The 26,371-nt window shown below is 66.1% G+C and carries 20 protein-coding genes; 5 read left to right on the top strand and 15 right to left on the bottom strand.

Annotated elements, in window-relative coordinates:
- Position 1: 1 nt before the first annotated feature.
- The 8 genes from FRC96_RS19885 to FRC96_RS19850 form a co-directional block, all read right to left on the bottom strand.
- Positions 2-760, bottom strand: coding sequence for a metal ABC transporter ATP-binding protein (locus FRC96_RS19885; RefSeq protein ID WP_146977177.1), 759 nt, complete (start codon positions 758-760; stop codon positions 2-4).
- Entirely contained in the window at positions 757-1,737 is a 981-nt protein-coding gene (locus FRC96_RS19880; protein WP_230470504.1) for a metal ABC transporter substrate-binding protein, read from the bottom strand. The genes FRC96_RS19885 and FRC96_RS19880 overlap by 4 nt, the downstream gene beginning before the upstream one ends.
- Positions 1,738-1,950: 213 nt before the next feature.
- Positions 1,951-7,134: a hypothetical protein gene (locus tag FRC96_RS19875; protein WP_230470503.1), complete on the bottom strand. Its 5,184-nt coding sequence runs from the start codon at positions 7,132-7,134 to the stop codon at positions 1,951-1,953.
- A gap of 79 nt (positions 7,135-7,213) precedes the next feature.
- Positions 7,214-8,194, bottom strand: coding sequence for a peptidase MA family metallohydrolase (locus FRC96_RS19870; RefSeq protein WP_146977173.1), 981 nt, complete (start codon positions 8,192-8,194; stop codon positions 7,214-7,216).
- 125 nt (positions 8,195-8,319) lie between these two features.
- Complete coding sequence (locus tag FRC96_RS19865) at positions 8,320-8,961, bottom strand: DivIVA domain-containing protein (protein WP_146977171.1); 642 nt, start codon at positions 8,959-8,961, stop codon at positions 8,320-8,322.
- A gap of 67 nt (positions 8,962-9,028) precedes the next feature.
- Positions 9,029-9,997 carry a pyrroline-5-carboxylate reductase gene (gene proC, locus FRC96_RS19860; protein ID WP_146977169.1) on the bottom strand — a complete coding sequence of 323 codons (969 nt, stop codon included), beginning with the start codon at positions 9,995-9,997 and terminating at the stop codon, positions 9,029-9,031.
- Positions 9,990-10,718 carry a YggS family pyridoxal phosphate-dependent enzyme gene (locus tag FRC96_RS19855; RefSeq protein WP_230470502.1) on the bottom strand — a complete coding sequence of 243 codons (729 nt, stop codon included), beginning with the start codon at positions 10,716-10,718 and terminating at the stop codon, positions 9,990-9,992. The genes proC and FRC96_RS19855 overlap by 8 nt, the downstream gene beginning before the upstream one ends.
- Positions 10,715-11,353, bottom strand: a complete 639-nt coding sequence (locus FRC96_RS19850; protein ID WP_146977167.1) for a Maf family protein — start codon at positions 11,351-11,353, stop codon at positions 10,715-10,717. Before FRC96_RS19850 ends, FRC96_RS19855 begins: the two co-directional genes overlap by 4 nt.
- Before the next feature lie 112 nt (positions 11,354-11,465).
- Between FRC96_RS19850 and FRC96_RS19845 the strand changes: the two genes are divergently transcribed.
- From FRC96_RS19845 to rarD, 3 genes are all read left to right on the top strand, one after another.
- Positions 11,466-14,333 (top strand): HEAT repeat domain-containing protein, encoded by a 2,868-nt coding sequence (locus FRC96_RS19845; RefSeq protein ID WP_146977166.1) that lies wholly within the window; start codon positions 11,466-11,468, stop codon positions 14,331-14,333.
- A gap of 100 nt (positions 14,334-14,433) precedes the next feature.
- On the top strand, positions 14,434-15,597 hold the full coding sequence (gene moeB / locus FRC96_RS19840) for a molybdopterin-synthase adenylyltransferase MoeB (protein WP_434006984.1): 1,164 nt from the start codon (positions 14,434-14,436) through the stop codon (positions 15,595-15,597).
- Between the two features lie 186 nt (positions 15,598-15,783).
- Entirely contained in the window at positions 15,784-16,701 is a 918-nt protein-coding gene (gene rarD, locus FRC96_RS19835; protein ID WP_146977162.1) for an EamA family transporter RarD, read from the top strand.
- Between the two features lie 437 nt (positions 16,702-17,138).
- Here the strand turns inward: rarD and FRC96_RS19830 are convergent, their stop codons facing one another.
- The 5 genes from FRC96_RS19830 to FRC96_RS19810 form a co-directional block, all read right to left on the bottom strand.
- Positions 17,139-17,897: an SDR family oxidoreductase gene (locus FRC96_RS19830; RefSeq protein ID WP_146977160.1), complete on the bottom strand. Its 759-nt coding sequence runs from the start codon at positions 17,895-17,897 to the stop codon at positions 17,139-17,141.
- Positions 17,898-17,899: 2 nt separating this feature from the next.
- The gene (locus tag FRC96_RS19825) at positions 17,900-18,514 is read right to left on the bottom strand and encodes a hypothetical protein (RefSeq protein ID WP_146977158.1); all 615 of its coding nucleotides are present in this window, start codon (positions 18,512-18,514) and stop codon (positions 17,900-17,902) included.
- A gap of 107 nt (positions 18,515-18,621) precedes the next feature.
- Positions 18,622-19,374, bottom strand: a complete 753-nt coding sequence (locus FRC96_RS19820; protein WP_146977156.1) for a DUF72 domain-containing protein — start codon at positions 19,372-19,374, stop codon at positions 18,622-18,624.
- Positions 19,375-19,377: 3 nt separating this feature from the next.
- Positions 19,378-21,240, bottom strand: coding sequence for a sensor histidine kinase (locus FRC96_RS19815; RefSeq protein WP_146977154.1), 1,863 nt, complete (start codon positions 21,238-21,240; stop codon positions 19,378-19,380).
- Between the two features lie 42 nt (positions 21,241-21,282).
- Positions 21,283-22,065: a hypothetical protein gene (locus FRC96_RS19810; RefSeq protein ID WP_146977152.1), complete on the bottom strand. Its 783-nt coding sequence runs from the start codon at positions 22,063-22,065 to the stop codon at positions 21,283-21,285.
- 216 nt (positions 22,066-22,281) lie between these two features.
- On the opposite strand from FRC96_RS19810, the gene FRC96_RS19805 reads away from it, so the two are divergent.
- Together FRC96_RS19805 and trmB are read left to right on the top strand one after the other, a co-directional pair.
- Positions 22,282-23,214, top strand: coding sequence for an MBL fold metallo-hydrolase (locus FRC96_RS19805; RefSeq protein ID WP_146977150.1), 933 nt, complete (start codon positions 22,282-22,284; stop codon positions 23,212-23,214).
- A 98-nt stretch (positions 23,215-23,312) separates the two neighbouring features.
- On the top strand, positions 23,313-23,930 hold the full coding sequence (gene trmB / locus FRC96_RS19800) for a tRNA (guanosine(46)-N7)-methyltransferase TrmB (RefSeq protein WP_146977149.1): 618 nt from the start codon (positions 23,313-23,315) through the stop codon (positions 23,928-23,930).
- 95 nt (positions 23,931-24,025) lie between these two features.
- Here the strand turns inward: trmB and FRC96_RS19795 are convergent, their stop codons facing one another.
- Positions 24,026-25,141, bottom strand: a complete 1,116-nt coding sequence (locus FRC96_RS19795) for a PQQ-binding-like beta-propeller repeat protein (protein ID WP_146977147.1) — start codon at positions 25,139-25,141, stop codon at positions 24,026-24,028.
- 88 nt (positions 25,142-25,229) lie between these two features.
- Positions 25,230-26,039, bottom strand: a complete 810-nt coding sequence (locus FRC96_RS19790) for a tetratricopeptide repeat protein (protein WP_230470500.1) — start codon at positions 26,037-26,039, stop codon at positions 25,230-25,232.
- Positions 26,040-26,371: the final 332 nt, after the last annotated feature.

Raw genomic sequence — 26,371 nt, 5'->3', positions numbered from 1 at the left:
CCTACTCCACCACGGCGACCGCGTCGCGGCGGTCAAAGATCGCGAGGTTGCCACCGTAGGTCTCGCGCATGTTGTCGGGCGTGAAGACCTCGGCGGTCGGTCCCTGAGCGATGATGGTGCGGTTGAGCAGCACCAGCTCGTCGAAATAGTCGCTCACCGTGACCAGGTCATGGTGCACGACCACCACGGTCTTTCCAGCATCGCGAAGCGCGCGTAAGACCTCGACGATGGCCTTCTCGGTGGCCGCATCGACGCCGGCGAAGGGCTCGTCCATCAGGAAGACCTCGCCGCCCTGGGCCAACGCTCGCGCCAGAAAGACGCGTTGTTGCTGCCCACCGGAGAGCTCACCGATCTGGCGATGTTTCAAAGCCGTCATCGCGACCGCCTGGAGCGCGTCGGTGACCGCGGCTTTGTCGTCGCCGCGGAAGCGACGCAACAGGCCGACATGCGCAAAGCGCCCCTGACGCACCACCTCTTCGGCGGTGATCGGAAAGTCCCAGTCGACCTCGCCACGCTGGGGCACATAGGTCAGATGCCTACGCCCGCGCCGCCCTTCCTCACCGCATATGGTGATCGTGCCGCTGTCGGGCTCCTTCGCCCCGGCGATCGCCTTGATCAGCGTGGACTTCCCCGCTCCGTTGGGCCCGACGATGCCCACCAGGCTCCCGGGCTTTAGCTTCACGTTGACGTCTTCCACAACGCGCTCGGCGCCGTAGGAGAGGTTGAGATGTTGAATGGTTAACGCGTCGCCGGCGCTCATGCGTCGCTCTCCTCAGCATCTTTCGGAGCGGTGCGTTTCGCGCGGCTCTTGAAGGCTTCGGGGTTGCCGCCCAGCGCTCCGGTGATGAGTCGCACGTTGGACTCCACCATCTTGATGTAGGTGTGCGCCCCACTCTGCTCCGGTCCCAGGCTGTCGGAGTAGAGCGGGCCGCTGATGCGCGCGCCCGTCTCGCGGGCGACCTGCTCGATGAGCCCGGGCGCGACCGAAGACTCCATAAAGACGGCCGGCGCATTTCGTTCGCGCACCACCTCGATCATGTTGATGACGTCGCGCTGACTGGCCTCCTGCTCGGTGCTCAGCCCCTGAATGGCCTCGACGTCCAAATCATAGGCGCGCCCGAAGTAGCCGAACGCATCGTGGCTGGTGATCAGCACGCGCTGTGCTTCGGGGACGGTCGCCAGCTGGGCGCGCACCCAGGCGTCGAGCGCCTGAAGCTCCGCGTCGTGGTCGGCGTGTCGGGCGGCGATCGCAGCGCGTCGCGCGTCGCCCTCTTCAAAAAGATTCTGCAGAGATTGAGCGACCTCCTCGCCACCCTGTCGCCAGAGCGCCACGTCGAACCAGAAGTGCGGGTCCACCGCGCCCTCCACCGACATCAGCCGTTCTTTCTCAAGACTGTCGCCCACCACAAGGATCGGCCGCTCGCCACCGGCGTGGCGTACCAGCCCCTCCATCCAGCCCTCGAGAAGAAGCCCGTTCATGACCACCAGGTCGCTCTCCGCGATCTGGCGGGCGTCGGCCGGACGCGGTTGGTAGATATGCGGGTCGGCTCCCGCAGAGAGCAGCCCGACCACGTGCACATCGTCGCCGGCGAGCTCGCGCGTGAGGTCTTCGAGCATCGTGGTGGTCGCCACGACCACCGGGCGTTCGTCGGCGACTCGGGTGTCACGCTCGCAGCCGCTCAGAAATCCCAGGGCAACGATCGACGCCAGGAGTGTGCGCAGAAATAGAGAGTTCATTGTCATCCTAAAAAGCCTCACAGGCCATTGCGGCGCCTACCATATGCGCCGGGGCGAAACTTAGTCGGCCCCACCTGTGAACTTAATCTAACCCCATAAAAGATTTAGGCAAGACTAATCTTTATGGGTACGCCTCGTAAAAAAACGCCCCGGATCTCTCCGGGGCGTTGAATGTCGTGAAGGTCGCGGGCCTCTTAGCCCGTTTTCAGCGGTTCAAATCTCCAGCGCGCTGGGGCGGCCGGCGAGCCCGAGGCGGTAGCGCAGCTCCAGGAAGGCGTCGTCGTGGGCGAAGGCGACCAGCGCGCCCACGCCGTCGTGATGACGGATACGCTTCTGCGTGGCGACTTCGTCCAGCGGCATGCCCCAACCTTCCAGACGAAGCATCGCCTCGACGGCGGCGGCGACATCGCCGCAGATCAAGAGACCAAAACGCGCCGCAAACGCGTCGATGTTGCGCCCCCAGGCCTCACAGTGGGCGCTGGCGAGGCGATCCATAAGCCCCTCATGTGCCTCCATCACCTGGGCCACACGGCGACGCGCCGGGCTGTGGAAGGGGCTGCCGACCTGCTCGCCAAGCTCCTGGCTCTGCAGATCCACGCGATCGGTGAAGCCGCGGCCGACCTGACGCAGGGTGACGCCTTCCATCAGATGCCAGACCTGGCGCCCATCCAGGCTCATCAGGGGCGCGAGATCGCTGACTACCAGCGCGGCGCAATAGCCGCCCACAAAGCGCAGACCCGCATCACTGAGGCCTTCAATCAGGGTCTCATTGAGCCACACCGTGGGGGTGCTCTCGGCGAAGACCACCGGGTGCTCCGGACCACTGTCGCCCACAATGAGGCGGAACTTCACCACGCCGATGGCGGCGAACCCATCCGCAATCGCGTCATAGACCGGATGATCGCCGGCGCGCAGGCGCTGGCCATCCAGCGCCTTCTTCTGGGGCAGGGTCTCCGAGAAGACGCGCTCCGCAAGGGGCACCGTCGCCTGAAGCGCCTGGAAGACCCCGCCGCGAAGCGCGTCGTCGATCAGGTGGCGCTCCACCAGCTCGGCGTCCACCGCGCGCGAGGGGGTGGTCTTGGTGCGTGTTTCGCTCAGCTCCACCTTTGCGCCCAGCGCGCGCAGCGTCTGACGGGTCAGACGCAGGCGATCGTGGGCCTGCGCGCGCTCAAAGAGCGTCTCCAGACCGCGGTAGTTGGTCGGCTCGAAGGGCTCTTCAGCCAGAAGTTCGCGGAAGGCCTTCATTGCCAGCGCCTCACGCCCCGCCATGCGCGCCAGACAGAAGGCGCGACGGCGACGGAAGTAGGCCGAGCGTTCAGCGTCACCCTCGCAGAGCGTGATCAGGCGCTCGAAGTAGCGGGCGGCCTCCTCGACATGACCGAGCTCCTCGTCGGCGGCCTCGGCCGCGCGCGCCAGAAGATCGATCTTCGCCTGAGAGCTTGTGGCATGCGAGAGCTGCGCGAGCTGCTCCACACAATCCGCGACCTCTCCGGCCTCCGCAGCCAGGTCGATCAGCAGATCAAGATCCGCGCGGGAGTCGGGGAAGGCGCGAACGATCTGCCATTGCAGGGTGTAGGCACCGGCGACATCGTCGAGCAGGCGGTGACGCACATCGACCAGCGCCCGCCAGTCCTCGAGCTCCTCGCCGATGACCTGGAACTTGAGCACGCGCTCGTAGAGTTCGGCGGCGCGACGGCCACTGCCCGCCTGGCGGTGGGCACGGGCCAGCAGGCGCTCGGCGCGGTGCAGGGCCTCCAGCCCCTCATAGTCGTGAACGAGGTCTTCGAGGCAGTCGATGGCCTGCTCCAGATGCGCTTCATCGCCGACGCTCATCAGCAAGCGTCCGAGCCAGTAGCCCGACTGAATGCGCTCCTCGACGACGTGCTCATCGTCCATCGTGATGCACTCGAAGTGACGGCGCTGGAAGTCGATGGCGTCATCGATCTTCTCAAAGCGGGACGCCAGCTCGACCAGCGAGCGCAGGTAGGCCGCATCCTCGGAGATCTGCCAGCAGGTCGTCAGCGCGCGCTGCGCGCCCGGGTAGTCGGCGAGCTCATCGGCGCAGAGCGTGGCCAGCGCCTCAAAGAGCTCCAGGCGGCGGGTCTGGCTCAAGCCTTCACGTCCGACATGGGCCTGAAGACAGCGGCGCAGCAGGTTCCACCGGGAGGTCTCTCGGAGCGCGGCGTAGAGCGCCTCGATATGCGCGCAGTCGGCCGGGATCGTTGCGATCAACGCTTCGTCGGCGCGATCGAGTTCGGCCTCACCTTCGGGAACGAAGGTCGGACCCTCGTGCTCGACCAGTTCGGGGAAGGTCGCCTCACAGGCCAGCGTATAAAGATCATCGGCGCCGGCGAGCCCGTGACGCGAGGCGTAACGGGCCATCTCCAGGCGGCGCGAGGCGCGCACCAGGGGGTTGATGTGCGCGTCGGCTTCCAGGGTTGTCCAGCTCAGGTAGTGGGCGTGCTCCTGAAGTCGTCGCGCCTGAAGCGCGCGCAGGCGCTGCTCTGCAGGCGACATCGACTCGCCAGGATTCTGCGCAAAGATCTCCTGGCCCTGGAGCACCGCGACAAGATCGGCGCTGAGCCCCGAGAGGTCGGTGGCCGCAGCAGCGCTGGTCAGCTCGATCTCCTGGCTGAGGAAGGCTCGCGCCGCCGAGGGCAACATCTCGAACGCGTCGCTGGCCAGCGCGTCGCGCTCCCAGGCGTTGAGGTTGTGTCGGCCCATCGCCACCAGCGCCTGCAGCGGGTGATGCGGCAGGCGCACCCGCGCCTGCGCAAGCTCAGCGCGCTCGGCCGCGCAGGCCATCGCGACGCGCAAGACGATCTGGTTCTCCAGGCTCTCGGCCGCGCCGTGTGCGCGGTACGCGCGGCTGGCATCCGGAGAGACCTCGGCGCGCTCGCGAAGACGCGCGATCACCATAAAGTAGCGATCCCGAAGCGTGGCCTCGGTGGCGTGCATCAAGAGATCTTCGAGCTGGTCGGCGATCGCCTCCGGGGCATGTCCGGCGCGCTTCCAGGTGCGCGCCACCCCGCCCAGCCAGTGGGTGTTGGTGGGCTCCACCTGCAGCGCTTCCAGGTAACGGGCGCAGGCGTCGTCGGGGCGGTTGAGACGCCACTCCGCGATCATCGCCAGCTCACCCCAGGCCGCCGCCAGCTCCGCCGCACCGCTGAGGTGGGCCAGACGGTTGAGCAGGAGCGCCTCCAGCGAGGTCCACGCTCCACTCTGGCGGTAAAGTCGGCTCAGCGCGTTGAACACGTGGCTGTCAGCGGGGTTCATTGCCAGCAGCTGATCGTAGATGGCAATGGCCTCATCGCGACGCTCCAGGCGCGTCTCCAGAAGCTCGGCGAGCGCGCCCAGCTGGCGGGCGGCCGCGCGAGGATCGGTGATGGTGTGGAGCTCTCGCCCCGTCATTTGCACGATCTCGTCCCAACGCGAGCCCCGCATGTAGATTCGGCCCAGCGCTTCGAGGGCCGGCAAAAAGTCGGGGAGCTCCTCCAGGGCGCGGCGGTAATAGCGCTCGGCACGCACCACATCATCGAGCTGCTGCTCGGCCACCTCGGCGTTGCGAAGCCAGGTGGCGGCGACCTCTTCCGGATCGTCGATAAGCGCGATCTCGCGCTCATTCAGCGCGATGAGTTCCTCCCAACGATGGGTCCGCGCGTAGAGACGCCCGAGCGCCGCAAAGCAGCGCGGGTTGCTCTCGTCGAGCGCAAGAATCTCCAGCCAGGCGCCAATGGCGACCTCATAGTTTTTCAGCTGTTGCTCGGCCACCTCAGCGACTTTATCGAGCAGATAGAGCTTCTGACGGCGCGAGGGCGCAACCTCCACCAGCCCCAGAAATAGGTCAGCGAGCTGGGTCCAGCGCTCCAGGCGGCTCAGGATGCGCGCCGCGCTCTTGAGCGCGGGCAGGTAATTCGGGCGCACCTCCAGGACCAGCAGGTAGTGCTCCAGGGCGCGCTCATCGCGCTCCAGGCGATGTTCGTAGACTTCAGCGAGCTGGAAATGGCGGCGCCAGGCGCCGGAGGTCGCCTGCGCCGAAGCGATCTCGCGCTCGTAGAGGTCGGCCAGCCCGCGCCAGTTCTCGCGGCGGGTGTACAGCCGCCCCAGCGCGCGCAGCGCCGGCACATGGCGAGGATCGTAGCTCAGCGCCTCGCGGTAGACCTCGGCGGCCGCTTCGGCCAGCCCGGCCTCAACCTCGTAGAGGCGGCCCAGGCGCGTCAGCGTGCTGACGCGCTCGCTCACCGAGAGCGGGCCTTCCAGGCGGCGGTTGAGCACGTCGATCAGCTCAGATCCCCCGCCCCCCTGCGCTTCGGGCTCACTTTCAAGAAGGTGCTCACGCAGGCGCAGCAGCGTCCAGTCATCCTCGCGCTCGGTGCCCTGGCGCAGCACATCGCGGGCGGCGGCGGGATGATCCGAGGCGGTCAGGTGCAACATCGCCAGGGGCACAGCGTGCACCCCCTGTCGAAGTTCCTGGCGGGCGGATCGACGCAGCACACCAAAGGCGCGCCCCACCTCACCGGACTCAAAGCAGAGGCTCACCAGCAGATCGTCGAGATCGCCGGGAAGTTGGCCCTGGTTGGCCAGATCGTTGAGCAGGTCGCGGGCCTCATCGTGGCGGCCAAACACGTGCAGCCACACCGCCCGGCGCGCTTCCAACGCCTGGCGGATATCCACCGAAAGTTCGGGAAGGCGCGCGGCCTTCTCCAGCGCAGAGAGCGCCTCCTCAAACTCGCCACGCTCCAGGAGCGCGTCGCAGCGAAGGTGCAACGCCCAGAGCGCCGCAAAGATGTCGAGGCAGGCGCGACCCTCGCGGTCGTCTGTGGCGCGCTCGCAGCCGCGAAGCACCTCGTCGGGGCTTGCGCCACGCATCCAGCGGGTCGTCGCCAGCTCCAGCTCCACATAAACCGGTGCCCAGGTGGGCTGGTCCCGGAGCGCCAGCGCGCGCTCCAGGGCGTCGATAACGGCCTCATCATCGCCCAGCGCGCGGCGAAGGCGGCGCACCAGATGGCCGACCTCCCAGTTCATCACCTCGCCAATGCCGGCGCAGCGCAACATCTCGAGCGCGCGCTCAAAATCGCCGAGCGCCTCACAGGCACGGGCCACCTCGATGTGGCGGTGGGCCACTTCGGCGTCGTCACCCTCCACGTGGGCGCGATCGGCCAGCGAGGCGGCCACAAAGGCTTCGAGCACATCGCGGCGAAGCGCCACGCTCTCGCGGGGGCGAAACGCCGCGCGGCGGGCCTCATCGGCCTCGCCAGCGCTTAAGTTCAGCGTGGGAGTCTGGGCCGCGCTCGGCGGCGCCTCGTCGGACTTCGGCGCGACAAAACGCGCGGTCCGGCGCTGCGTTCGGTCGCTGTCATGGGCGCGAGAGAATACGTCGGAGATGCTCTGAGCCATCCTTAGCTCCTGGCTGCAATCGTCGTTCGTGTCGAAGCCTGCGTGTGCTGCCGTCCGTGGCAGCTGGCGCGACGCGTGCTTAGCGATCCTGGCCAGGCAAGGGGTACAGCGACGGGTCGTAATCCCACGGCCCGGGGTCGTCATCGTCGACCATCGCCTGCGCCTGGCGGCGCTTACGCATCACGCGCACCACGAACGCTACAAGGAAAAGAAAGGAGGCGCCAAAAAAAAGGGCGTTGACGTCACTCAGGATCGCCCAGAATGAGGCGCCCTCCTCCAACTCCTGCCTCCACTGCGTCTCCAGCGCGCTGAGCGTGCTCCCGCTGCTCACGTGCACCGCCTCCGCAAAAGGCGTTCCCTGGCGCACCTGGGCCATCACCTCGGCAAAAAAGTCTTCGCCGAAACGCTGCTCCAGATGGCGCACAAAGTGGAAGCTCTGCGCGTAAGCCAGCGATACCGACTGATGGTGGGGTGGGAAGTAGCGGTCCAGGGCCGAAAACGCCATGACGCTGCCGGTCGACGCCGCCCGCGTCAGCGTGTCGCTGCGCTCGGGCGTCCACTCCTCGGCGTGCAGCACGGCAAAGCCTTCGTTGAACCAGCGCGGCACATGATGTCCGGCGCGGGCGCGGTCCACCGCCACGTGCGCGAGCTCATGAATGAAGGTTTTTCGGATATCCACCGGCTCGGCCGCCGAGCCCACCCCGTGCTTGACCAACACCGTGGAGCGGTCGCTCAGCGAGAGGCCCACCGCCCAGCTCGACGGGCGGTAGTCGGCCTCCTGCCACTCAAAATAGGTGTTCATGTCGCGCAGCAGGTAGACGTCGACGCCCTCGAGCGCGTCGAGGCCCAGGCGGCGCTCCAGCGCCTCAACCACCTCGGTGGCCTCGGCGTCGAGCTGGTTGATGGCCGGCTCAAAAGGCTCGGGGTAGTGGTAGGTCAGCGCGACCTCGGCCCCCGGGCGGCTGACAAGCCCGGGCATCACCTCGGCGAAAGCAGGCGCGCTGAAGATCGTGAATGCAGAGAGGAGGATCGCAACAAGGGGGGCGCGCAACAACTTCACATCGACCTCGAAGATCACAGGGTTGGGCGCGCATCACGCAATCATTGCGCGATGCGCCGCACCAAGAGGTACGCACATCGGCCCAATCACCAAACGATCTCCTGGCGCCCCCCCTTCCCCTGTGATCAGTGCGAGGTGCTCGAGCCGGCCATCATCCCCGGGGAGGTGTGGCGGCGCGGACGTTCGTCGACAAGCGCGTCGTCCTCAACCTCCTCGCCATCCTCGCTCTCGGCAGCCTGAGCGCTCTCTTCGGCGCGTGGCGAAACCGGGCTCGGCGCGTGGCCGGGGATCGGCGGCAGCACCTCCACGCCTTCGGCGCGCTTCTCAAAATGCGCGATCATCGCGCCATAGCTCTCGACCATATTCTTGAGCTCGCTCTGAAAGCGCACCCGATGCTGATGCAGCTCCAGCATCTCTGAGCGCAGCTGACCGACCTTCTGCTCGGCTCGCGTGAGCATGCGCTCGGCCTTGAGCTCGGTCTCCGCCAGCACAAGCTCGGCGTCGCGATCGGCCTGATGGCGGATCTCCTCGGCGACCTGCCGGGCCATCTCCAGGGCCTCGACCAGGCTGCGCTCTCGCCGGCGGTAATCGCGCAGCTCACGGGTCTGCTCATCGAGCTCATCCTGCATCCGGCGCACGGCGTCTTGCACCTGGCGCCATTCACGCGCGAGCCCCTCTAAAAACTCGTGAACCTGGTCGGCGTCGTAGCCTCGGAACTTCGACTGAAACGACTGATTGGCGATATCATCGGCGCTGAACTTAAACATCTTCTACCTCATCCGTGGCGTTGACGTGGGTGCTGCCCTGCTCCCGTGGGGTGGTGCAAACATCCATCTATCCGATGGGACCTTCTTCTTCGATGCGTCGCTCGGAGACCTCATCGCTGAGCTCGGCGCTGCGGCGCGCGGCAGCCTCCACCGCGCGAATCAGCGCGTGGCGAAAGCCGTGCTCCTCCAGCGCCACCAGCGCCGCGATGGTCGTGCCTCCCGGGCTGGCCACCTGATCTTTGAGCTCCGCGGTGTGCACGTAGCTGCGCTCCTGGGCCAGCCGCGCCGCACCTTCCATCACCGCGCTGGCCAGCTCAATGGCGGTCTTGCGGTCCAGGCCCATAAAGACCCCGCCGTCCGCGAGCGCCTCCACCGCGGTGAAAATGTAGGCCGGACCGCTGCCGCTGATGGCGGTGAGCGCGTGAAAATGATCTTCGTCTTTGATGCGCACGACTTTGCCGACCGCCTCAAAGAGCGCGCCGACCGCGGCCATATCGACGGTGCCGTCGCCCATCACGCCGGTCACCCCGGCGCCCACCAGCGCGGGGGTGTTGGGCATCGCGCGCGCCATCCCGGCCAGCGGACCGGCGTAGCGACGCATCGAGGCAATCTTCACGCCTGCGGCGATCGAGATGATCGTGTCTTCGTCGGTGAACTCCTCGTAACGCGCCTCCAGCACCGCGCGCACGTCACCGGGTTTGACCGCGATCACATAAAGGCGCGGACGCCGCGTGGGCTGATCGTTCTCATCGAGCTCGATCTCCGGCAGGGCTTCGCGCGCGTTCAAATCGTCGGCCAGATCCTGCGCCGTCTTCTCGTGGGCATCCAGACAGACCAGCCGGCGCGGATCGAGCGCGCCGCTGTCGATCCAGCCCTCGGCCAGCGCGCGCCCCATCTTCCCGCAGCCGATGAGGACCACAAGGTAGTCCTCCAGGCGCGTATCGAAGCTCGGCGTCTCATCGCTCATCGCGGGCACGACCAACTTCTCAGTGTCGGCCTGCGCGCTTGTCTCGGGCGTGTCATCAGGCTCATGCATCGTAATTCCTCTCTCCAAAGAGCGCGCTTCCCACACGAATCAGCGTCGCGCCCTCTTCAATCGCCACTTCAAAATCGCCAGACATGCCCATCGAGATCTCCCGAAGCTCACCGGCCCGTTGCGGGGCGTGGTGTTGCGCGTACGCGACAAGCCCTTCATAGAGCTCACGCAGGCGCCGAAAATAGGGGCGTGCATCTTCCGGATCTTCGGCGTATGGGGCCATGCCCATCACCCCGCGCACCCGCAACTCCTGGCGGGCGACCACGCTCGCGTAAAAGTCGTTGAGGGCCTCGGGCTCCACCCCGCCCTTGCTGTCTTCACCGCTGATGTTGACCTGCAGAAGCACATCCACGGGCTCGTCAGTGCGACGCGCGAGCGCTTTGACCAGGCTCTTGCGATCGACCGAATGAATCAGCGCGACCTCGCCAGCGACAAAACGTGCCTTGTTGGACTGCAGCCCACCGATGAAGTGCCAGCGCACGCTGTCTTCGAGCTCGCCGGCCTTCTCCTGCCACTCCTGCACGTAAGACTCCCCGAAGTCGCTTACGCCAAGCTCCGCCAGCGCTTCGATCGCCTCGATCGGGTGCGTCTTACTCACGGCGATGAGCGTCACCTCGGCACGCTCGCGCCCGGCCCGCTCGCAGGCAGCGCCAATGCGCGCCTCCACCTCGTCCAGACGTGACTTCAACAGCTCACGATCGATGTCCGCCGGGGTGCTCATAGCGGGAACCCCTTGAGCCCGCCGAGCTCCTCAAGCGTCTCCACAACCTCACAGACCGGAAGGCCCACCACGCAGAAGTACGATCCATCAATCCGACGCACGAGCGTGCTGCCCAGATCCTGAATGCCGTAGCTTCCCGCCTTATCCATCGGCTCGCCACTGGCGACGTAGCGCCGAATATGCTCCTCGGTGAGCTCGCGCATCCACACGCTGGCGCGCACCGCCACCGCCTTCGAGACACGGGCATCGACCGGCTGGCCCGGCGCGCGCCAGGTCCAGCAGTACGCCGTGATGACCTCGTGCTCGTTTCCGGCCAGCCTGGCGAGCATCGCGCGGGCGTCGGCCTCATCGACCGGCTTCTCCAGGATCGCGCCATCGAACACCACGATCGTGTCGGCGGAGAGCACCCACCCGGGCAGCTCGCTGTTGTCCGCCAGCGCATCCGCCACAGCCTCGCCCTTTTCCCTGGCGAGTCGCAGAGTATATGCTTCGGGCGACTCCCCGGCGCGGGGTACTTCCTCGATGTCGCTCTTGTAAACAAGCGGCTCAAACCCCAGACGCTGCATCAGCTCCAGGCGGCGAGGTGAGCCGCTGGCGAGCACGACCCGGGGGGATGTTTTGGTGATGATGTCCATTCGACGTCCTGATAACGCGTGATTCAAACTCCGCCCCGACGGTAAGAGCGCCCCGACGGGGTGTCAAAAAATCGCCGACCTCCACCGCGCGCCCCAATGCCCTGGATCGTTCATGTTCACGTCGCCCTCTGGCGCGCCCTCCCTCATCGACAGCCTGCCTATGCCGCGCCTGACGCCCCTGACTTCAGGGCTTGTGGTCGCCACCCTGCTGCTGACGAACGCGCCGCCTCTGAGCGCCCAGATCACCGCACCGGAGCGCATCGAGCGCTTCAGTGAGACCGTCGAGCTGGAGCAGCGCCGACCCGACCTTCAGCTCAACATCTACCAACGCGCCGACGCCGATGAGCGCATCTGGAACGTCGAGCTCGCCGGCGGCCCGGGCCGCACCTCGGCCATCTGCCGCACGACCTTCCCCGAGGAGGTCGGTCAGAACTTCTACATCTTCGAGATCCAGACGCGACAACTTACTGAGCGCGGCCACGCGCTCATCCTGGAGGCGCGCGCCGACCACCAGAGCGGCCCGCTCGATCCTCCGGTCTACCAGGTCGCGATGTGGGTTGAGCGCGCCAACAGCTCCACCGGCTGGAGCTGCGGGGTGGTAGGCCGCGGGCAGTACACCCGCCTCGACGGCGGCGCCTCCCTGGGGTTTCGCACCCTCGCAAACGCCCCCGACACCACAACGCTTGTACGCGCTGACGGCACACGCGGAACAAAGTTCTGTGGCCTGCAAAAAGAAGAGGATCGCGGCTTTGAGATCTTCGACCCGGACCAGGGCCGCTTTGTCGCCGGCGATCGCATCGATCTTCAACTGCAGCAGGCCATTGAGCTGGAGGCGTCGCTCCCGGAGCGCCCCTTCCACGCCCCGCTGACCACCAACATCTTCAGCTGGGCGCTGGCCAGCAGCGACGTGCGCGGCGCTCCGGTCGGTGGGTTGCCCGCGCGCCCCATCTCACTGGGAGACGCCGACCTGAAGACGGCCTGGATCGAAGGCAGCGGCGAAGGTGGCCGTGGCGAGTATGTCAGCGCCAACGTGACCACGGCGGTGCCGATTCGGGGCCTGCGGATCTTCCCCGGGCACGGCCGCTCCGCCGAGCATTTTGAGAGCTACGCTCGCCCCACCGAGCTGCTCATCGGCTTGAGTGACGGACTTCGTTTTCGCGTCACCCTCCCTGAGGTGTCACAAGAGGAGCTCTTCGAGGCTGGAGGGCTCTACGTCACCTTTCCGGAACCCGTCTACACCAGTTGCCTCTCGGCGATGATTCTCGGCTCGGAGCCGGGCGCGATGGCCCGCGCCCCGGAGGCAGAGCGCCGCCGCCTGGGTCGCTCGGTGGCCATCTCCGAGCTCTCGCTGACCTCGACGGTCGACGCCCCCACCGAAGATGAAACCGCGCGCCAGATCGTCGATGAGGTCATCCGCGAGCCCCAGGCCCAGCGCCGTGACCAGCTCGCGCGCATGACCACACGCATCCCTTCGGCCGCCGTAAACGCCGTTGATGAGGTGCTGCGCGGCGATGACGCCACCGCCCGCGATCGCGCCGTGCCCATGCTGGCCACCCAACCCTCCGAAGACGCCCTGCCCACGTTGATGGCGCATTTAAGCCGGGTGCGCACCGACGCGGTCGATTACCGCGCCACCCAACGCGCCATCGCCGCCCACGGCGGCCGCGCCGCCGACCCGCTGCTCGATCGCCTCGACACGTTCAACCCCACCGAACGCAAATACGTCGACACCGTGCGCCTGATCGGCAGGCTCGGCTCTCCCATCCAGCTGGAGCGCCTGATCAGCGCGTTTGGCCAGGGCCCCGACCGCCTGCGTAACGAGCGGGTGCGGGCGGTGGCCTCCGGCGGCCCGGCGATGCTCCCCCGGCTCATCGAAGCGGCCGAAGTCGCGCCCAACAGCCCCAAAACCGAAGACGCTCTCAGCGCCATCGGGCTTATCGCCCGACGCGACTTCACCCATGAGCCCGGCGAGCTCGACGACGTGAACGCCCTCTTAGAGCTGGCCCAGACGAGCGAGGTGCGACGTCACCGCCTCCGCGCCATCGAGGCCCTGGGGGCCTTTCTGCACCCTCAGGGCGTGAAGCATCTCAGCGATCTTCTGGCCAATGACCCCGATCCTCTCGTTCGCGCCGCGGCCGCGAGCGCGCTCACTCGCTACCCGGGCGACGAGGCGCGCCAGGCCCTGGAGCGCGCCCTCAACGACGCCTCCCCCGACGTGCGCATCGCCGCCATTGGCGCCATCGGCGCCCGAGAGGACGCCGAGCCCGCCACACCTTCGGTCATCGACTACGTGGAGCGCGAACGCTGGCACACCGGCCTGCATCGCGGCCTCGACATCCTGGCTGCCTCCGCCCACCCCGACGCGCTACCCTACCTGGAGCGCCTGCTGGTGGAGCACCCCAACGGGGAGCGCGTGCCGGTGGCGCTGCGCGCGTTGCGTCACTACCGTCGCCCGGTCTCCCGCGCAGCCATTGATCAGACCATGGCCATCCCCGGGCTGCGCGCCTCGGTGCTGCGGCAGCTGGTGAGCATGCTCGGCATGCGCGATGATCCCGATATTGACGCCGAGCTGCTCACCATCGCCCGCGGCACCCACCCCACCGTGGCGGCCACCTTCACCGAAGATCCGTCGCTGGCCGGCGAGCTCCGCCGGCAGGCGCTCAACGCGATGGGCACGCGCCGATCGGCGGCGGGCCGGGCCAACCTCCTCGCTTTCGTCACCGACGACGACGCTCCCGACGATCTGCGCATCGCCGCGCTGCAGGCCCTGGCTTTCTTCGCCGACCCTACCCTGATCGAGGAGCTGCAGGAGCTTGCCACCTCCCTGCCTCGCCCGCTTCGCCCTCAGCTTCGCGATACCCTGACCCAGATCCAGGGGCGCGTGGCGATCGACGACGCCGGCGAGGACATCCAGGAGTTCCGCGACACCCTGGAGGAGCGCGAAAAACGACGGCGATCCGACGATGAATCCACCCGTTGAACAATCCACACCCACGAAGTATGAATAACCTGGCGAGCCCCGGTGTTCCCCTCCCGGAAATTGATGCCTCGCCCCCCGACCCATGCCATTTCAGGAGTTCATTGTGGCTACATTTGACGAGCTCATCGCGCGCGTAAAAGCAACGATCACCGAGACCGACACCGACGCGGTGCGCGCCCTGCAAACCTCCGACGACCCCACCGTCATCATCGACGTGCGTGAGCGCGAAGAGTTTGTTGACGGCCATATCGAAGGCGCGGAGTTCATCCCCCGCGGCCAGCTCGATCTGAAGATCGAGACCGCCGTCCCCAGACGCGACACGCCGATTGTACTCTACTGCGCCGGCGGCACCCGCTCGGCCCTGGCGGCCCGCTCCCTTCAGGAGCTGGGCTACAGCGATGTGAAATCGATGGCCGGCGGCTTCACCGCCTGGAAGCGCTCGGGTTACCCGGTGCACATCCCCAAATCGATGAGCCCCGAGCAGCTCACCCGCTACAGCCGCCACCTGATCATCCCGGAGATTGGCGAGAAGGGGCAGAGCAAGCTGCTTGACTCCAAAGTGCTGCTGCTCGGCGCCGGTGGCCTTGGCAGCCCGGTGGCCATGTACCTGGCCGCGGCCGGTGTGGGCACGATCGGGCTCATCGACAACGACGTCGTCGACCGCTCCAACCTCCAGCGCCAGATCCTGCACACCGACGAGAGCGTGGGCACGCCCAAGGTCGAGTCGGCCAGAGCTCGCATCAACGCGCTGAACCCCGACGTCGACGTGCGCACCTACGAGACCTGGCTCAGCAGCGAGAACGTCCTGGAGATCTTTGAGGGCTACGACGTGGTGGTCGACGGCGGCGACAACTTCGCCACGCGCTACCTGGTCAACGACGCCTGCGTGCACCTGGGCATCCCCAACGTGCACGGCTCGGTCTACCGCTTCGAAGGTCAGGTCACCTCTTTTGTGCCCCACCAGGGCCCCTGTTACCGCTGCCTCTACCCGGAGCCCCCGCCCCCCGAGCTCGCCCCGAGCTGCCAGGAGGCCGGCGTCCTCGGCGTGCTCCCCGGCGTCATCGGAATGCTGCAGGCCATTGAGGTCATCAAACTTCTCGTCGACGTGGGCGAGCCCCTGGCCGGGCGCCTGCTGACCTTTGACGGGCTTAAGTCGCAGTTCCGCGAGCTCAAGCTTCGTCGCGACCCGGAGTGCTCGCTCTGTGGCGAAGACGCCGAGTGGACGGGCTTCATCGACTACGAGGTCTTCTGCAACGTGAGCTAAGGCGCAACGCGTGTGCGTGCTTTATGCCCCGGTGACCCGATGGTCGCCGGGGCATTCTTTTGTTGCCAACTCAACCCGTGCGCATCTAAGCGTTGCCACGGGCACTTGCCCCCTCTCCTGGCCGCCTTCCCCGGCGCCGTCTTCTGGCACCTCCTGTGCCCCCTCCCGCTTTCCCCCTCCACGACCATGTCCCACGAAGAACGCACCTTACGCAGCGGCCTGGGCTTTGCCCTGGGCGCCTACCTGATGTGGGGCTTTTTCCCCATCTACTGGAAGTACCTCGAACATGTCCCGGCGATGCAGATCCTCTCGCACCGCATGGTGTGGTCGCTGGGCTTTGTCGCAATCATCCTGGGCGTGCGCGGGCGCTGGGCCTGGGTGCGCGAGCTGACCCCGCGCACGCTCCTGACCTACCTGGCTGCCTCGATCTTTCTGGCGTTTAACTGGGGAATGTACATCTGGGCGGTCAACGCCGGCTACATCGTCGAGACCGCGCTGGGCTACTTCATCAACCCGCTGATTAACGTCGTGCTCGGTGCGCTCATCCTCGGTGAGCGTCCTCGCCGCGGCCAGTGGATGGCCATCGGCCTGGCCGCCTTTGGCGTCGTCTACCTGACGGTGGTCTATGGCCAGCTCCCGCTGATTGCGCTGAGCCTGGCGGCCTCCTTTGCCATCTATGGCCTCATCAAAAAGAAGGCCCGCCAGGGCGCAATTGAAGGCGTCGCGCTGGAGAGCGCCCTGCTCTTTTTGCCCGCCCTGGGCTTCATGCTCTTCTGGGAGTGGACTGGCGAGGGCCACCTTCTAAGCGGCCCCTTGAGCACGCAGCTGCTCCTGATCGGCGGGGGCGCCGCCACGATGATGCCGCTGCTCTTCTTTGCCGCGGCCGTCCGCCGCCTCTCGCTGACGGTGATCGGGGTGATGCAGTACCTGGCACCCACCATCCAGTTTCTCATCGGTGTACTCATCTTCAACGAACCCCTGACCCTGACGCGCCTGGTAGGCTTCATCTTTATCTGGCTGGGTCTTGTCGTCTTCACCACCGAGGGGCTCATCCAGAACCGCCGCGCCCGCCGAAGCCGTCTGATTCCCCCGGGCGCCGGCTGAGTCGTTCGTCCCAGGCCCGGGCATCGTAAACGTCACGGGGCGAGGGCCTGGAATCGCGATCGACATACCCCGAACGGGGCGTCGAGGGGGTCACGAGCCTTTCGCGATAGGCACGGCCAGGGGGTCGAGGGGGTCACAAACCTTTCGCGATAGGCGCGGCCAGGGGGTCGAGGGGGTCACAAACCTTTCGCGATAGGCACGGCCAGGGGGTCGAGAGGGGTCACAAGCCTTTCGCGATAGGCAACGCCCGGGGGGGCGAGGGGGTCACAAGCCTTTCACGATAGGCAACGCCCGGGGGGGCCAAAAAAACTCAAGCCTTTCACGATAGGCGCGGCCAGGGGGGCGAGGGGGTCACAAGCCTTTCGCGAACCTAAACGAAAAGGCCCACCCTCTCGGATGAGCCTTCATGCTTCGTTGCAATTACAAAAAACGACCCCTTAATCCGTCGGAAGCTCGACCACGTCGTCCGAGCTCTCCTTCGCCAGATCAAAGAGCGCGCGGCTGCTAAAGCGCTTGCCGCTAAGGTCCGCGCGAAGCTGTCTGGCGAGCAGCACGATTGTCTGCGCGACGTCCTCGGCGGAAGGCAGGGTCTCCGGATCTTCGTCCGGATACGCCTCAGCCCGCATATCGGTGGCGGTGCCGCCCGGGTTTAACGTGACGACCACCGCGTCCTCACCGAGCTCGTCGGCGGCAATCTCACTTAAGCCCTCCAACCCGAACTTCGAGATCGAGTACGCGCCCCACTGCGCGCGCCCCTTCCGTCCCACACTCGACGAGAGGTTGATGACGCGCGGCAAGGACGCAGCACGCAGCGCCGGATAGCTCGCGCTGAGCACGTTGAACGCCCCGACCACGTTGATCTCCAGCACCTCACGCAACGCCTCGGCACTGGTCTGGTCGAGGGAGGCACGCGGGCCGAGCACGCCGGCGTTGTTCACCAGCAGATCGAGACGACCGTGGGCTTCCATGATCTCGGAGGCCAGCTCCTCGACCATCACCTCATCGCGAAGATCGAGCACGCAGACGCGCACGCCTTCCGATGCTTCAGCGAGCTCCCGGAGGGCGTCTTCGCTGCGGGCGCAGGCGTAGACGATGGCGCCGGCCTGCGCGAGCTGGAGCGCACACGCACGGCCAATGCCCCGGCTTGCGCCGGTGACCAGCGCCACGCAGCCCTTGATGTCGAAGGGTACGGTCATGCTCAGAGCACCGTCTCGTCGGGAGAGAGCGTCAGCGGCCAGCGGATCGACTGGTAGTCGGCGCTGTCTTTTCCAAGCTCGCGGCGCAGCACCTGACGGAAGCTGCTCAGGCTGTCGGACACGTCGCTGAACGCATCGGAGCGCAACGTCGCAAAGCGCTGGTAGTTGGAGAAGGCCGAGCTCTCCTCTTTGGCCTCACCGGTGGCTTTATCCATCATGCGCTCAAGACGCTCGGCCTGACCGGAGGCGAACTCGATCTGCTCGGCGCGCTCGTTCAGGTAGACGATCATCTCTTTGACGGCGTCGATCAGCAGCGCGGTCGACCAGTACATCACACGCTCCGGGTCGTAACCGACCGCACCCACCTGCGCGAGCTTGTCCTGAGTCTGGCGCAGCTCTTTGGCCAGGTGCTTCCAGGCCAGCTTGTCGTCGCGGCTCTCCATACGCCACTGCGTAAACTGACGGTCGGTGGACTTGAGCGCCTCCTCAAAGTTGGCGCGCACCTTACGAAGGCGCGGGCCGAACATCGCGCTATGCTGGCGATCGGCGTGCTCCTCGCAGTAGCGGATGCAGTCATCGAGACACTTGTTTAACTCAAACACATTGGCAACGGACATCGTGAAACCCTCGGTTGTTTGGCGAGCGAAGACCGCCGTTGGTATGCCCCACCCCGGCGCGCGCTGTCAATCTGCCCCGGCGCGCTCCTTTCGCCTTCCTTATAGCTTCAGGGCGCGAGCATCTCGGTGAGCTGATCGGCGGTCGCCGGTGAGTGACCGGAGAAGTGGTTGTTGACGTAGCCGAGCACGGTGCCACCGCGCTCCACAAAATGTTGGATGCGGGGCACCCACCAGGCGAGCTCGTCACTGCGGTCGGCCTGCACCCGATCAAAATGCTCGAACGCGTTCCAATGCCCCAGCCAGCGGATGTAACAAATCTGCGAGGTCACCCGCCAGAAGCGCTCCAGATACTCCCCGTCGGTCAGCACCACCGAGACGCGCCAGCGTTTGAGCAGGTCGGCAAACGCATCGACGAGCCACGAGCGATGGCGCACCTCCACCGCATAGGCGTAGCCGTCGGGGAGCCCCTCAAAGAAGTTGGCCAGCGCGTCGAACTCCTCGATCGAAAAACTCGGCGGAAGCTGAAGGACCAGCACCCCGAGCTTTTCGCCAAGCTCGCTCATCGTCTCGACAAAACGCATCGCGTCTTCGCCGGCGTGCACCAGCCGCGCCTCGTGGGTCACCGAGCGGGGAAACTTCGCCGAGAAGATAAAGTCGTCGGGGGTGCGCCCGTACCAGCCCTGCACCGTGCTGCGGGCCGGGATGGCGTAGAAGGTCGAGTCGATCTCCACGGTCTTAAAGCGCGTGGCATAGTGGGTGAGGCGCTCCGTTCCGCTCACCCCGCGGGGATAAAAGACGCCGTCCCAGTCGTCATACGACCAGCCCGACGTTCCGATCAGCGCGCGACCTGGTTGCGTCATGATCTACTCCTCGAAGTGGGCGGCGGCGCGCCAGCGCTGGCGTGCCAGCTCAATCTCATCGCTCGATGGAAGCTCAAACGTGCCGCTCTCGCCCATACGCTCCGGCTTGCGAAATTTGGGCGCGCGAATGGGCAGCTCAATGCTCATCATGGTGCCTTCGCCCGGGGTGCTCTGCACACGCAGCTCCCCTCCTAAGCTACGCACCAGATCGCGGGAGATTGAGAGCCCCAGGCCGGTGCCCGTGCCGGGCTTTTTGGTGGTGAAGAAGGGCTCGAAGATCATCTCCAGGGCTTCGGGCTCAATGCCGGTGCCGGTGTCGGTAATGTGCAGCGCGATGCGATCGGCCTCTTCGTCGGCCACGGCAAAAATCCGCACCCGGTTCACATCCGGAGCGCCGGGTTCGATCGACTGCAGCGCGTTGACCACAAGGTTCAGCACGACCTGACTCAGACGGTTGGCGTCGGTGTAGACCTCGGGCGCGTCGTGCAGATCCACCTCGATCTCGGCGCGCCGGCGCCCCTCGTGGCGCACCAGGGTGAGCGCCCCATCGACAAGCTGCGCCAGCTGCACCCAGCCCGGCTCATGGGGGCCTTCATGGGCCATCAGGCGAAGGTCGCGCACGATCTGGTGGATGCGCTGCATCCCCGCCAGACTTCGCTCAAGCAATTGTTGAAGATCTCCGAGAATATACTTCAGGTCCAGCTGCTCCTGCAGCGCGCGCAGCTCCAGCGCGACCAGCGGCGCGCGCTCCAGAGTGAGCGTCTCCGTCTGCTCGATGTACTCGGTCAGTGAGCGGCTGTAATCCTCCAGCACGCTGAGGTTCGAGATGACAAAGCTGGCCGGGTTGTTGATCTCGTGGGCGATCTCCGCGGAGAGCAACCCCATCGCCGCGAACTTCTCGGCGTGCACGAGCTGGCGTTGAGTGCGCTTAAGCTCCTGATAGGCGTGCTCCACCTCGGTATGGTGCTGGGCCCGCGTGAGCGCCGCGCTGAGCTGAGACCCCAGCGATTGCAGCACGGCCTCCCGCGAGAGCAGCGGGGTTGGATCTGTGGCCAGGTCACCCAGCACAAGCAGCCCACGCCCCGACGCCGATGTCGCCATATGAACCAGCGCAGCGCGCCCCGAGGTGCCCCGGGACGCCGCGCGCCAGGAGGGCGCCCAGCGCAAGAATGTCGCGTCCTGCTCCGGCGCCTCGACCAGCTTGACCCGGCCCGTGTCCCCCTCGCTCCCGCGCCCCGAATAGCGCTCTTCACGCCCGGGTTTGACCACCATCGCACCGGCTGCAAGCTCCGCCAGAAGCTCCCAGCGCGCCTCGCCAGCACGCCACTCCCAGTAGGCCATGTAGCCCGACGCGCAGACGCTGTGCCAGAGGGTCATCATCGAGCGCAGCACCTCATCGGCATCCCGCGCCGCGCTTGCCGCGGGTGAGAGGCTCATCAACCCCAGCAGGTCGCGGCACTCCCGCTCCAGCTGGCGATAGCGCTGCACCGCCGCTCTCGCGTCGGGCTCGCCAGATCGCGCCAGCTCAATGCGTAAGAGAAGGTCCGGTCCGAGGTTCTCATCTTCGAGCGCCACCCCATCGATCGCCACATCCCGCAGCGTCGCAAAGCTCGCCAGATTGCACGGTGTCATCGTCGCCAGTAGCACAAAGCTGGCCTTCCCCGACTCGCGCAACCCGGCGAGCGCCCGCAACGTCGCCGCACACCGGGTGGGGGCGATGACCGCCTCGACGTCGGGCGCTGCACCCAACACCTCGGCCGCCGAGACAAAGGCCGCCTGCAGCCCGGCAGACGCCATCGCCTGGCGCGCGCTCTCCAGGGCGCCTCGCCCGAACTCTGGATCGACCACCATCACCACGTCGTTCATCACTGCCTCTTGCCCGATGCCCGGGGCTTTCTTCGAGCCCGCTTACTCCGGGGCTATCCTAAGCGCGCGGCGACCGTTTCGCCACCATTGAAGCGCGATCAGGGCCAAGGTCAGCGCTCCTGCAGCGTAAAGCATCACACTCCAGGGAATCGCTCCAAGCCGACGCGACACACTCTCGGTCGCTCGCGTCAGCTCGACACACGCCGCGAGCGCGAGGGTAACACTCCCGACGGCCGCGACGCCGCCCGAGCGCGAACCCCAACGTCGCCTGGCGATCGCTGTGCCCAACGCGCCCAGCGCAAAGGTCGCGACCATCATCGGCGCGAAGGGAAGCGTAGGCCTGCTCCAGGCCGCTCCCGCGCCGAGCTGCCCTGTGAGCACCTGAAGCTCCCAAGCCGCCGTCCCTGCGGCATGGCGCTGTACGAAGAGCCCCTCGCCCTCGGGCAGGACCCCACCAAAATCGCACCCCTCAAACACGCACCCGATGCGCGCGACGGCGAGCCCCGCAAACCCCGCCACAAGGGCAGCCGCCAGCCAGTCTGCGCGCCTCTGCGTATCTGTAGTCGTCAACCAGGCGGCCGCGCCGACCACGCCGGCGCCCAAAAGAGCACCCAGCGACGACGCCCCCCCTCCCAGCCAACTGCCCACCCCCACCCCGGCGACGAGCCCACCGCCCATCATCGCGCCAAAGCTCACAAGGCGCGTCTCCACCCGCTCCCCCTCCCTGGAAAGCCCACGCCACCACAGCGCAAACATCACCCACACGCCAACGCCAATCATCGCGCTGCCGGCCGGCCATCCCCCGGCCTCGACCATCAATTCCATCGTCGCCTCAGCGCTGCACAACGGCCCTCAAAACCACCCACGCGAGCGCCTCGCCACCCTCGTTTCAACGCCTCACGCGCGGCCTTAGACCCGGTGTTCCCGGCTGCCCTTCTTGACGCTATTTTTTGCCGGTTGTTATAGTCCGACGTCACCCCGACATCGTCTGCTGATGTCGCTTTTGCGCGCCCCCAACCTCTCGCAGCTCGAGTCTGTACCATGACCTCCGACGTATCTGTCACCATTCACGGCTCTCGTGGAAGTTATCCGGTCTGCGGCCAGGAGTTTACGCGCTACGGCGGCAACACCTCCTGCGTGAGCTTTCGCGCAGGCCAACGCCAGATCATCTTCGACGCAGGCAGCGGCATCATCGAGTACGGCCGCGCGCTGGTCAAAGAGGCGTTTGCCAACAAGCGCCCCATCCACACCAGCATCTTCGTCTCACATACCCACTTCGATCACCTCATCGGCCTGCCCTACTTCCCGCCGGTCTACATCCCCGACGCGACCCTGCATCTCTTCGGTCCGCGCTACGGCAGCCAGCAGAGCTTTGAGGAGACCATTCACGACCTCATCCGCTCCCCTTACTACCCGGTGGCGCTCAACGAGATGACCGCGCTCAAGCACTTCTATGACATCGGCGAGGTCGACCGCGTCTACTTCTTGCACGACCGCCCCGAACCCCTGCTCGTGCGCGCCACCCACCCCAGCCAGGCCCACCTGCTCCCGGATCCGGAGCAGGTCGAGCTGGAGGTTCACTGCCTGCGCGGCTACAACCACCCCAAATCCGGGGTGAATATGTATAAGGTCATCGCCGGCTCCAAGACCTTCGTCTACGCCACCGACACCGAGGGCTACGTACACGGCGACCGCCGCCTGGCCGAGTTCGCCCGCGGCGCCGACCTGATCGTGCACGACGCGATGTACACCGAGGCCCATTACACCTCGATGCCCGCGCCCACGCAGGGTTACGGACACTCCACGGTGGCCATCGCCGCCGAGCTCGCCAGGCAGGCTCAGGCTAAACGCCTCTGCCTCTTCCATCACGACCCCAAGAGCACCGACGACGACCTCGATGCGATTGACGCGCTCGGAAAGAGCCTCTTTGCCGAGTCCTTCGCCGCACGTGATGGCTTGACGATCGCGCTCTAAAAGTCCACACCCTTTCGGCACGCTGCGCCTCAACGCGTTGAGCCGCGACGTTGCCCCTCTCCCTTTTTGATCTTTTTGCCACTTGCTGAGGTTACCCCGTGGCTGACCTGTCGCTTCGCTTCGATGACGTCATCGAAGAGAACTACGATCGTATGCTCACGCGTATCCGCACCTTCGCTGTGGAGCGCCCCCTGCCTGAGCGCGTCTCGCTGGAGATCGGCTCAAACCGCGCCAACTTCCTGCGTCAGCTCGCCCAGCGCCATCCGGAGCGCTTTTACCTGGGCATCGAGTGGCGCAAAAAGTACGTGGACTTCGGCAAAGAGAACCTGCTGGAGCACGGCGTCAAAAACGCCGACCTGCTGCAGGCCGACGCCACCATGGCCATCCCCATCCTTCTGGAAGAAGGCCAGCTCTCGGAGCTCTTCATCCTCTTTCCGGACCCGTGGTGGAAGAAGCGCCACCGCAAGCGTCGCATCATCCAGCCGCACACCCTGGACCTTTTCGCCTCGAAGATGCACCCGGGCGCAAAGCTCTGGCTTCGCACCGACGTCGGCACACTCGCCGACGACTTCCGCGAAGTCCTCGACGCACACCCCGAGTTTGAGCACCTTCCCTTTGAGCAGATGCCGACCGAGCCTTTTCCGCGCACCACGCGCGAGGTCAAGATCCTGCAGAAAGGCATCCCCGTGCACACGCTCTACTACGTAAGACGCTGATCCTCACGCCACGCGCTGAGAACGAGAAAGGCCCGGCACGCATCCACGCGCCGGGCCTTTTTCCTGCTCTCAGATGCGGCGCGCCGCGCTCGCCCTCAATACGCCAGGCGATACCCGTACAGGTACCCGCGATTGGAGAGGGTGTAGCCGCGCACGCTGTCGTAGACCGGCGCCCGCTGAAAACCCGAGGACGGGTTCCACCTTGTGACCGGACGCCCATCGCGTGTCCGCACCAGGTAGAGCGGCCCCGAGGCCGTGGCCACGCTCAAGAGCGGCCCGGTGGTGCTCAGCGCCACGGGGGACTGCTCATCGGGCATCCGAAAGCGCCACACCGGCTCACCGTCGTTCTTCGAGAGCGCGAAGACGTGCCCTGTCGCCGAGACGCCCAGCAACCAGGGGCCCTGCATGATCAGGTCCGCCACGCTCTCAATATCCTGACGCCACATCAGCGCGCCGCTGGACTTCTCCACCGCGTAGATGCCCCCGGCATAAGAGACGGCGTAGAGTAACTCACCGTCTTCAATCACCGGCAGGTCCACATCGCCGAACTCCTGGGAGGCGTCACCCAGGTTGGCCGCCCAGTCGAGTTCGCCGCTATCCGCAAAGAGCGAGACCAGGTGGCCATCGGCAAACCCGCAATAGATGCGGTCCCCCGAGATCACCGGCGTGCCGCCGCCTTTAATAGTGAAGAAGTCGGGCTGGCGACGCTGGTAATCCCACACCAGCTCACCGCTCACTTCATCAAAAACGTAGAGCACATCGGCGCTGTCCGTCACCGCCACAAGCCCCTGGCCCACGGCAGGCTGCGCCTCGAAGGTGCTCCGGGCCTCGGCGCGCCAGATCTCCTCGCCACGCTCCCAGCTCAGCTTATGCAAACTCCCGCGGGCGCTGGCCACATAGACAAAACCATCCGCGAGCGTCACAGGCGCGTCGATCGCACCGCCGAGGTCCTTCGACCAGACCACCTCACCACTGTCGGTGCGCACCCGATAGACGTAGCCATCACTGGCGCCCACCACGAGATCACCACCAGGCGCGAGCACGGGCTTGCCGAACTCCCTGGGGTTGATCTCCCAGGGGCGATCCGAGGAGAGGGGCACACGCCACTCCACCTTCACACGCGCTGTGGGCTGCTCCACCGAGTCGAGCCCGGTGGGCTGCGCCGGCCCCATCGCACACCCGGTCCCCATAAACGACACGAGCGCGGCCACCAGCCACGCTCGTCCAACCTTAACGGTTACTTTGGTCACGTCCGCTTACTCTCTTCGAGAATCGTCGCTCGTCGTCTCAAGCGTTGCCTTAAAGCGTCGCCAGGCGGCGTTCGATCTCCGACTTAAAGGTGAACTCGGGATCGTCTTCCAGGATCTTGTGGTAGAGCTCTTTGGCCTGGTCGGACTGGCCGGCACGGTCGAGCATGCGCGCCTTCTCGTACTGCGCAAACTGCGCGCGCTCCGGGGCCTTCTCAGCCACAGCGTCCCAGGCCGTCGCGGCCTCATCGGTCTTCTCCAGGGCCGAGAGCGTGTTCGCAAGACCCACCTGCGCCATCACCTTCATCGCTTCGCTGGCCTCGCCATCGAGCACCTGACGGTAGAGCCCCTCGGCTTCCTCCAACTTCTCAAGCTGAAAAGCCGCCGCGGCCTGGGTCAGGCGAGCGTCTGCAGCGATCGGGCCACGATCAAAATCAGCCAGTGTGGACGCGGCGGCATCGTAGATCTTCTGCCACTTTTCGTCTTCGCTCTCGAAGATATTGGTCGGCTCGGCAAGCCCTTCCTGACCACGGATGGCCTCAAGCTCCGGAGAGCCTTCCACGTACCACTCATAGGCGGCGAGCCCCTTGCTCAGGCGACTGGAGGCCTCAACCTGCTGCCCTTCGATATATTGAAGGCCCAGGATCACGCCCAACACCGCCACAACCACGGCGATGATGCCGCCGAAGACCACGCTGCGGTTGTCTTCGATCCAGGCGGTCGCCTGCAGCGTGGTCCGCTCAAACGCATCCAGGTCCTCGCCAGTGCCCGCGCCAAGTGCGGCTGCGGTCTCCAACTCATCGAGGCCTTCCTGCTCTTCAGGCTCGGGCGCCTCACCCTGCTTCTTAATCTTGATCGCCATCTCTTCTCTCCTTAACCTGAGCCCGCTCAATCGCGCCGCGCGCAACCTCGGGAATCCGTACCCACGAGGCCTCATCGGGCTCTCGTTTCGGGCGTCGCCGGAAACGAATGGGTGCGGACTATATGCAGGGCACCATGAGGTGTCAACGCAGACCACACGAGCTATGCAACGCATCGCTTCCCCTTTAAATTGGACCCCATCGCATGCCTGACTCCCGGGGCACGACCCGCCCCCCCTCGGCTCCTCGGACCACCTCTCTTGCGCTCCTTTGTGCAGGCCTCCTCACCCTCGCGTGCCCGGGTGAGGCGCACGCCTGGGAAGGCCAACTCTGG

It is taken from the genome of Lujinxingia vulgaris, from assembly GCF_007997005.1.
Classification (GTDB): Bacteria; Myxococcota_A; Bradymonadia; order Bradymonadales; family Bradymonadaceae; genus Lujinxingia.
The sequence above is the reverse complement of the archived record's forward strand: the minus strand, read 5'-3'. Positions and strand labels throughout refer to the sequence as shown.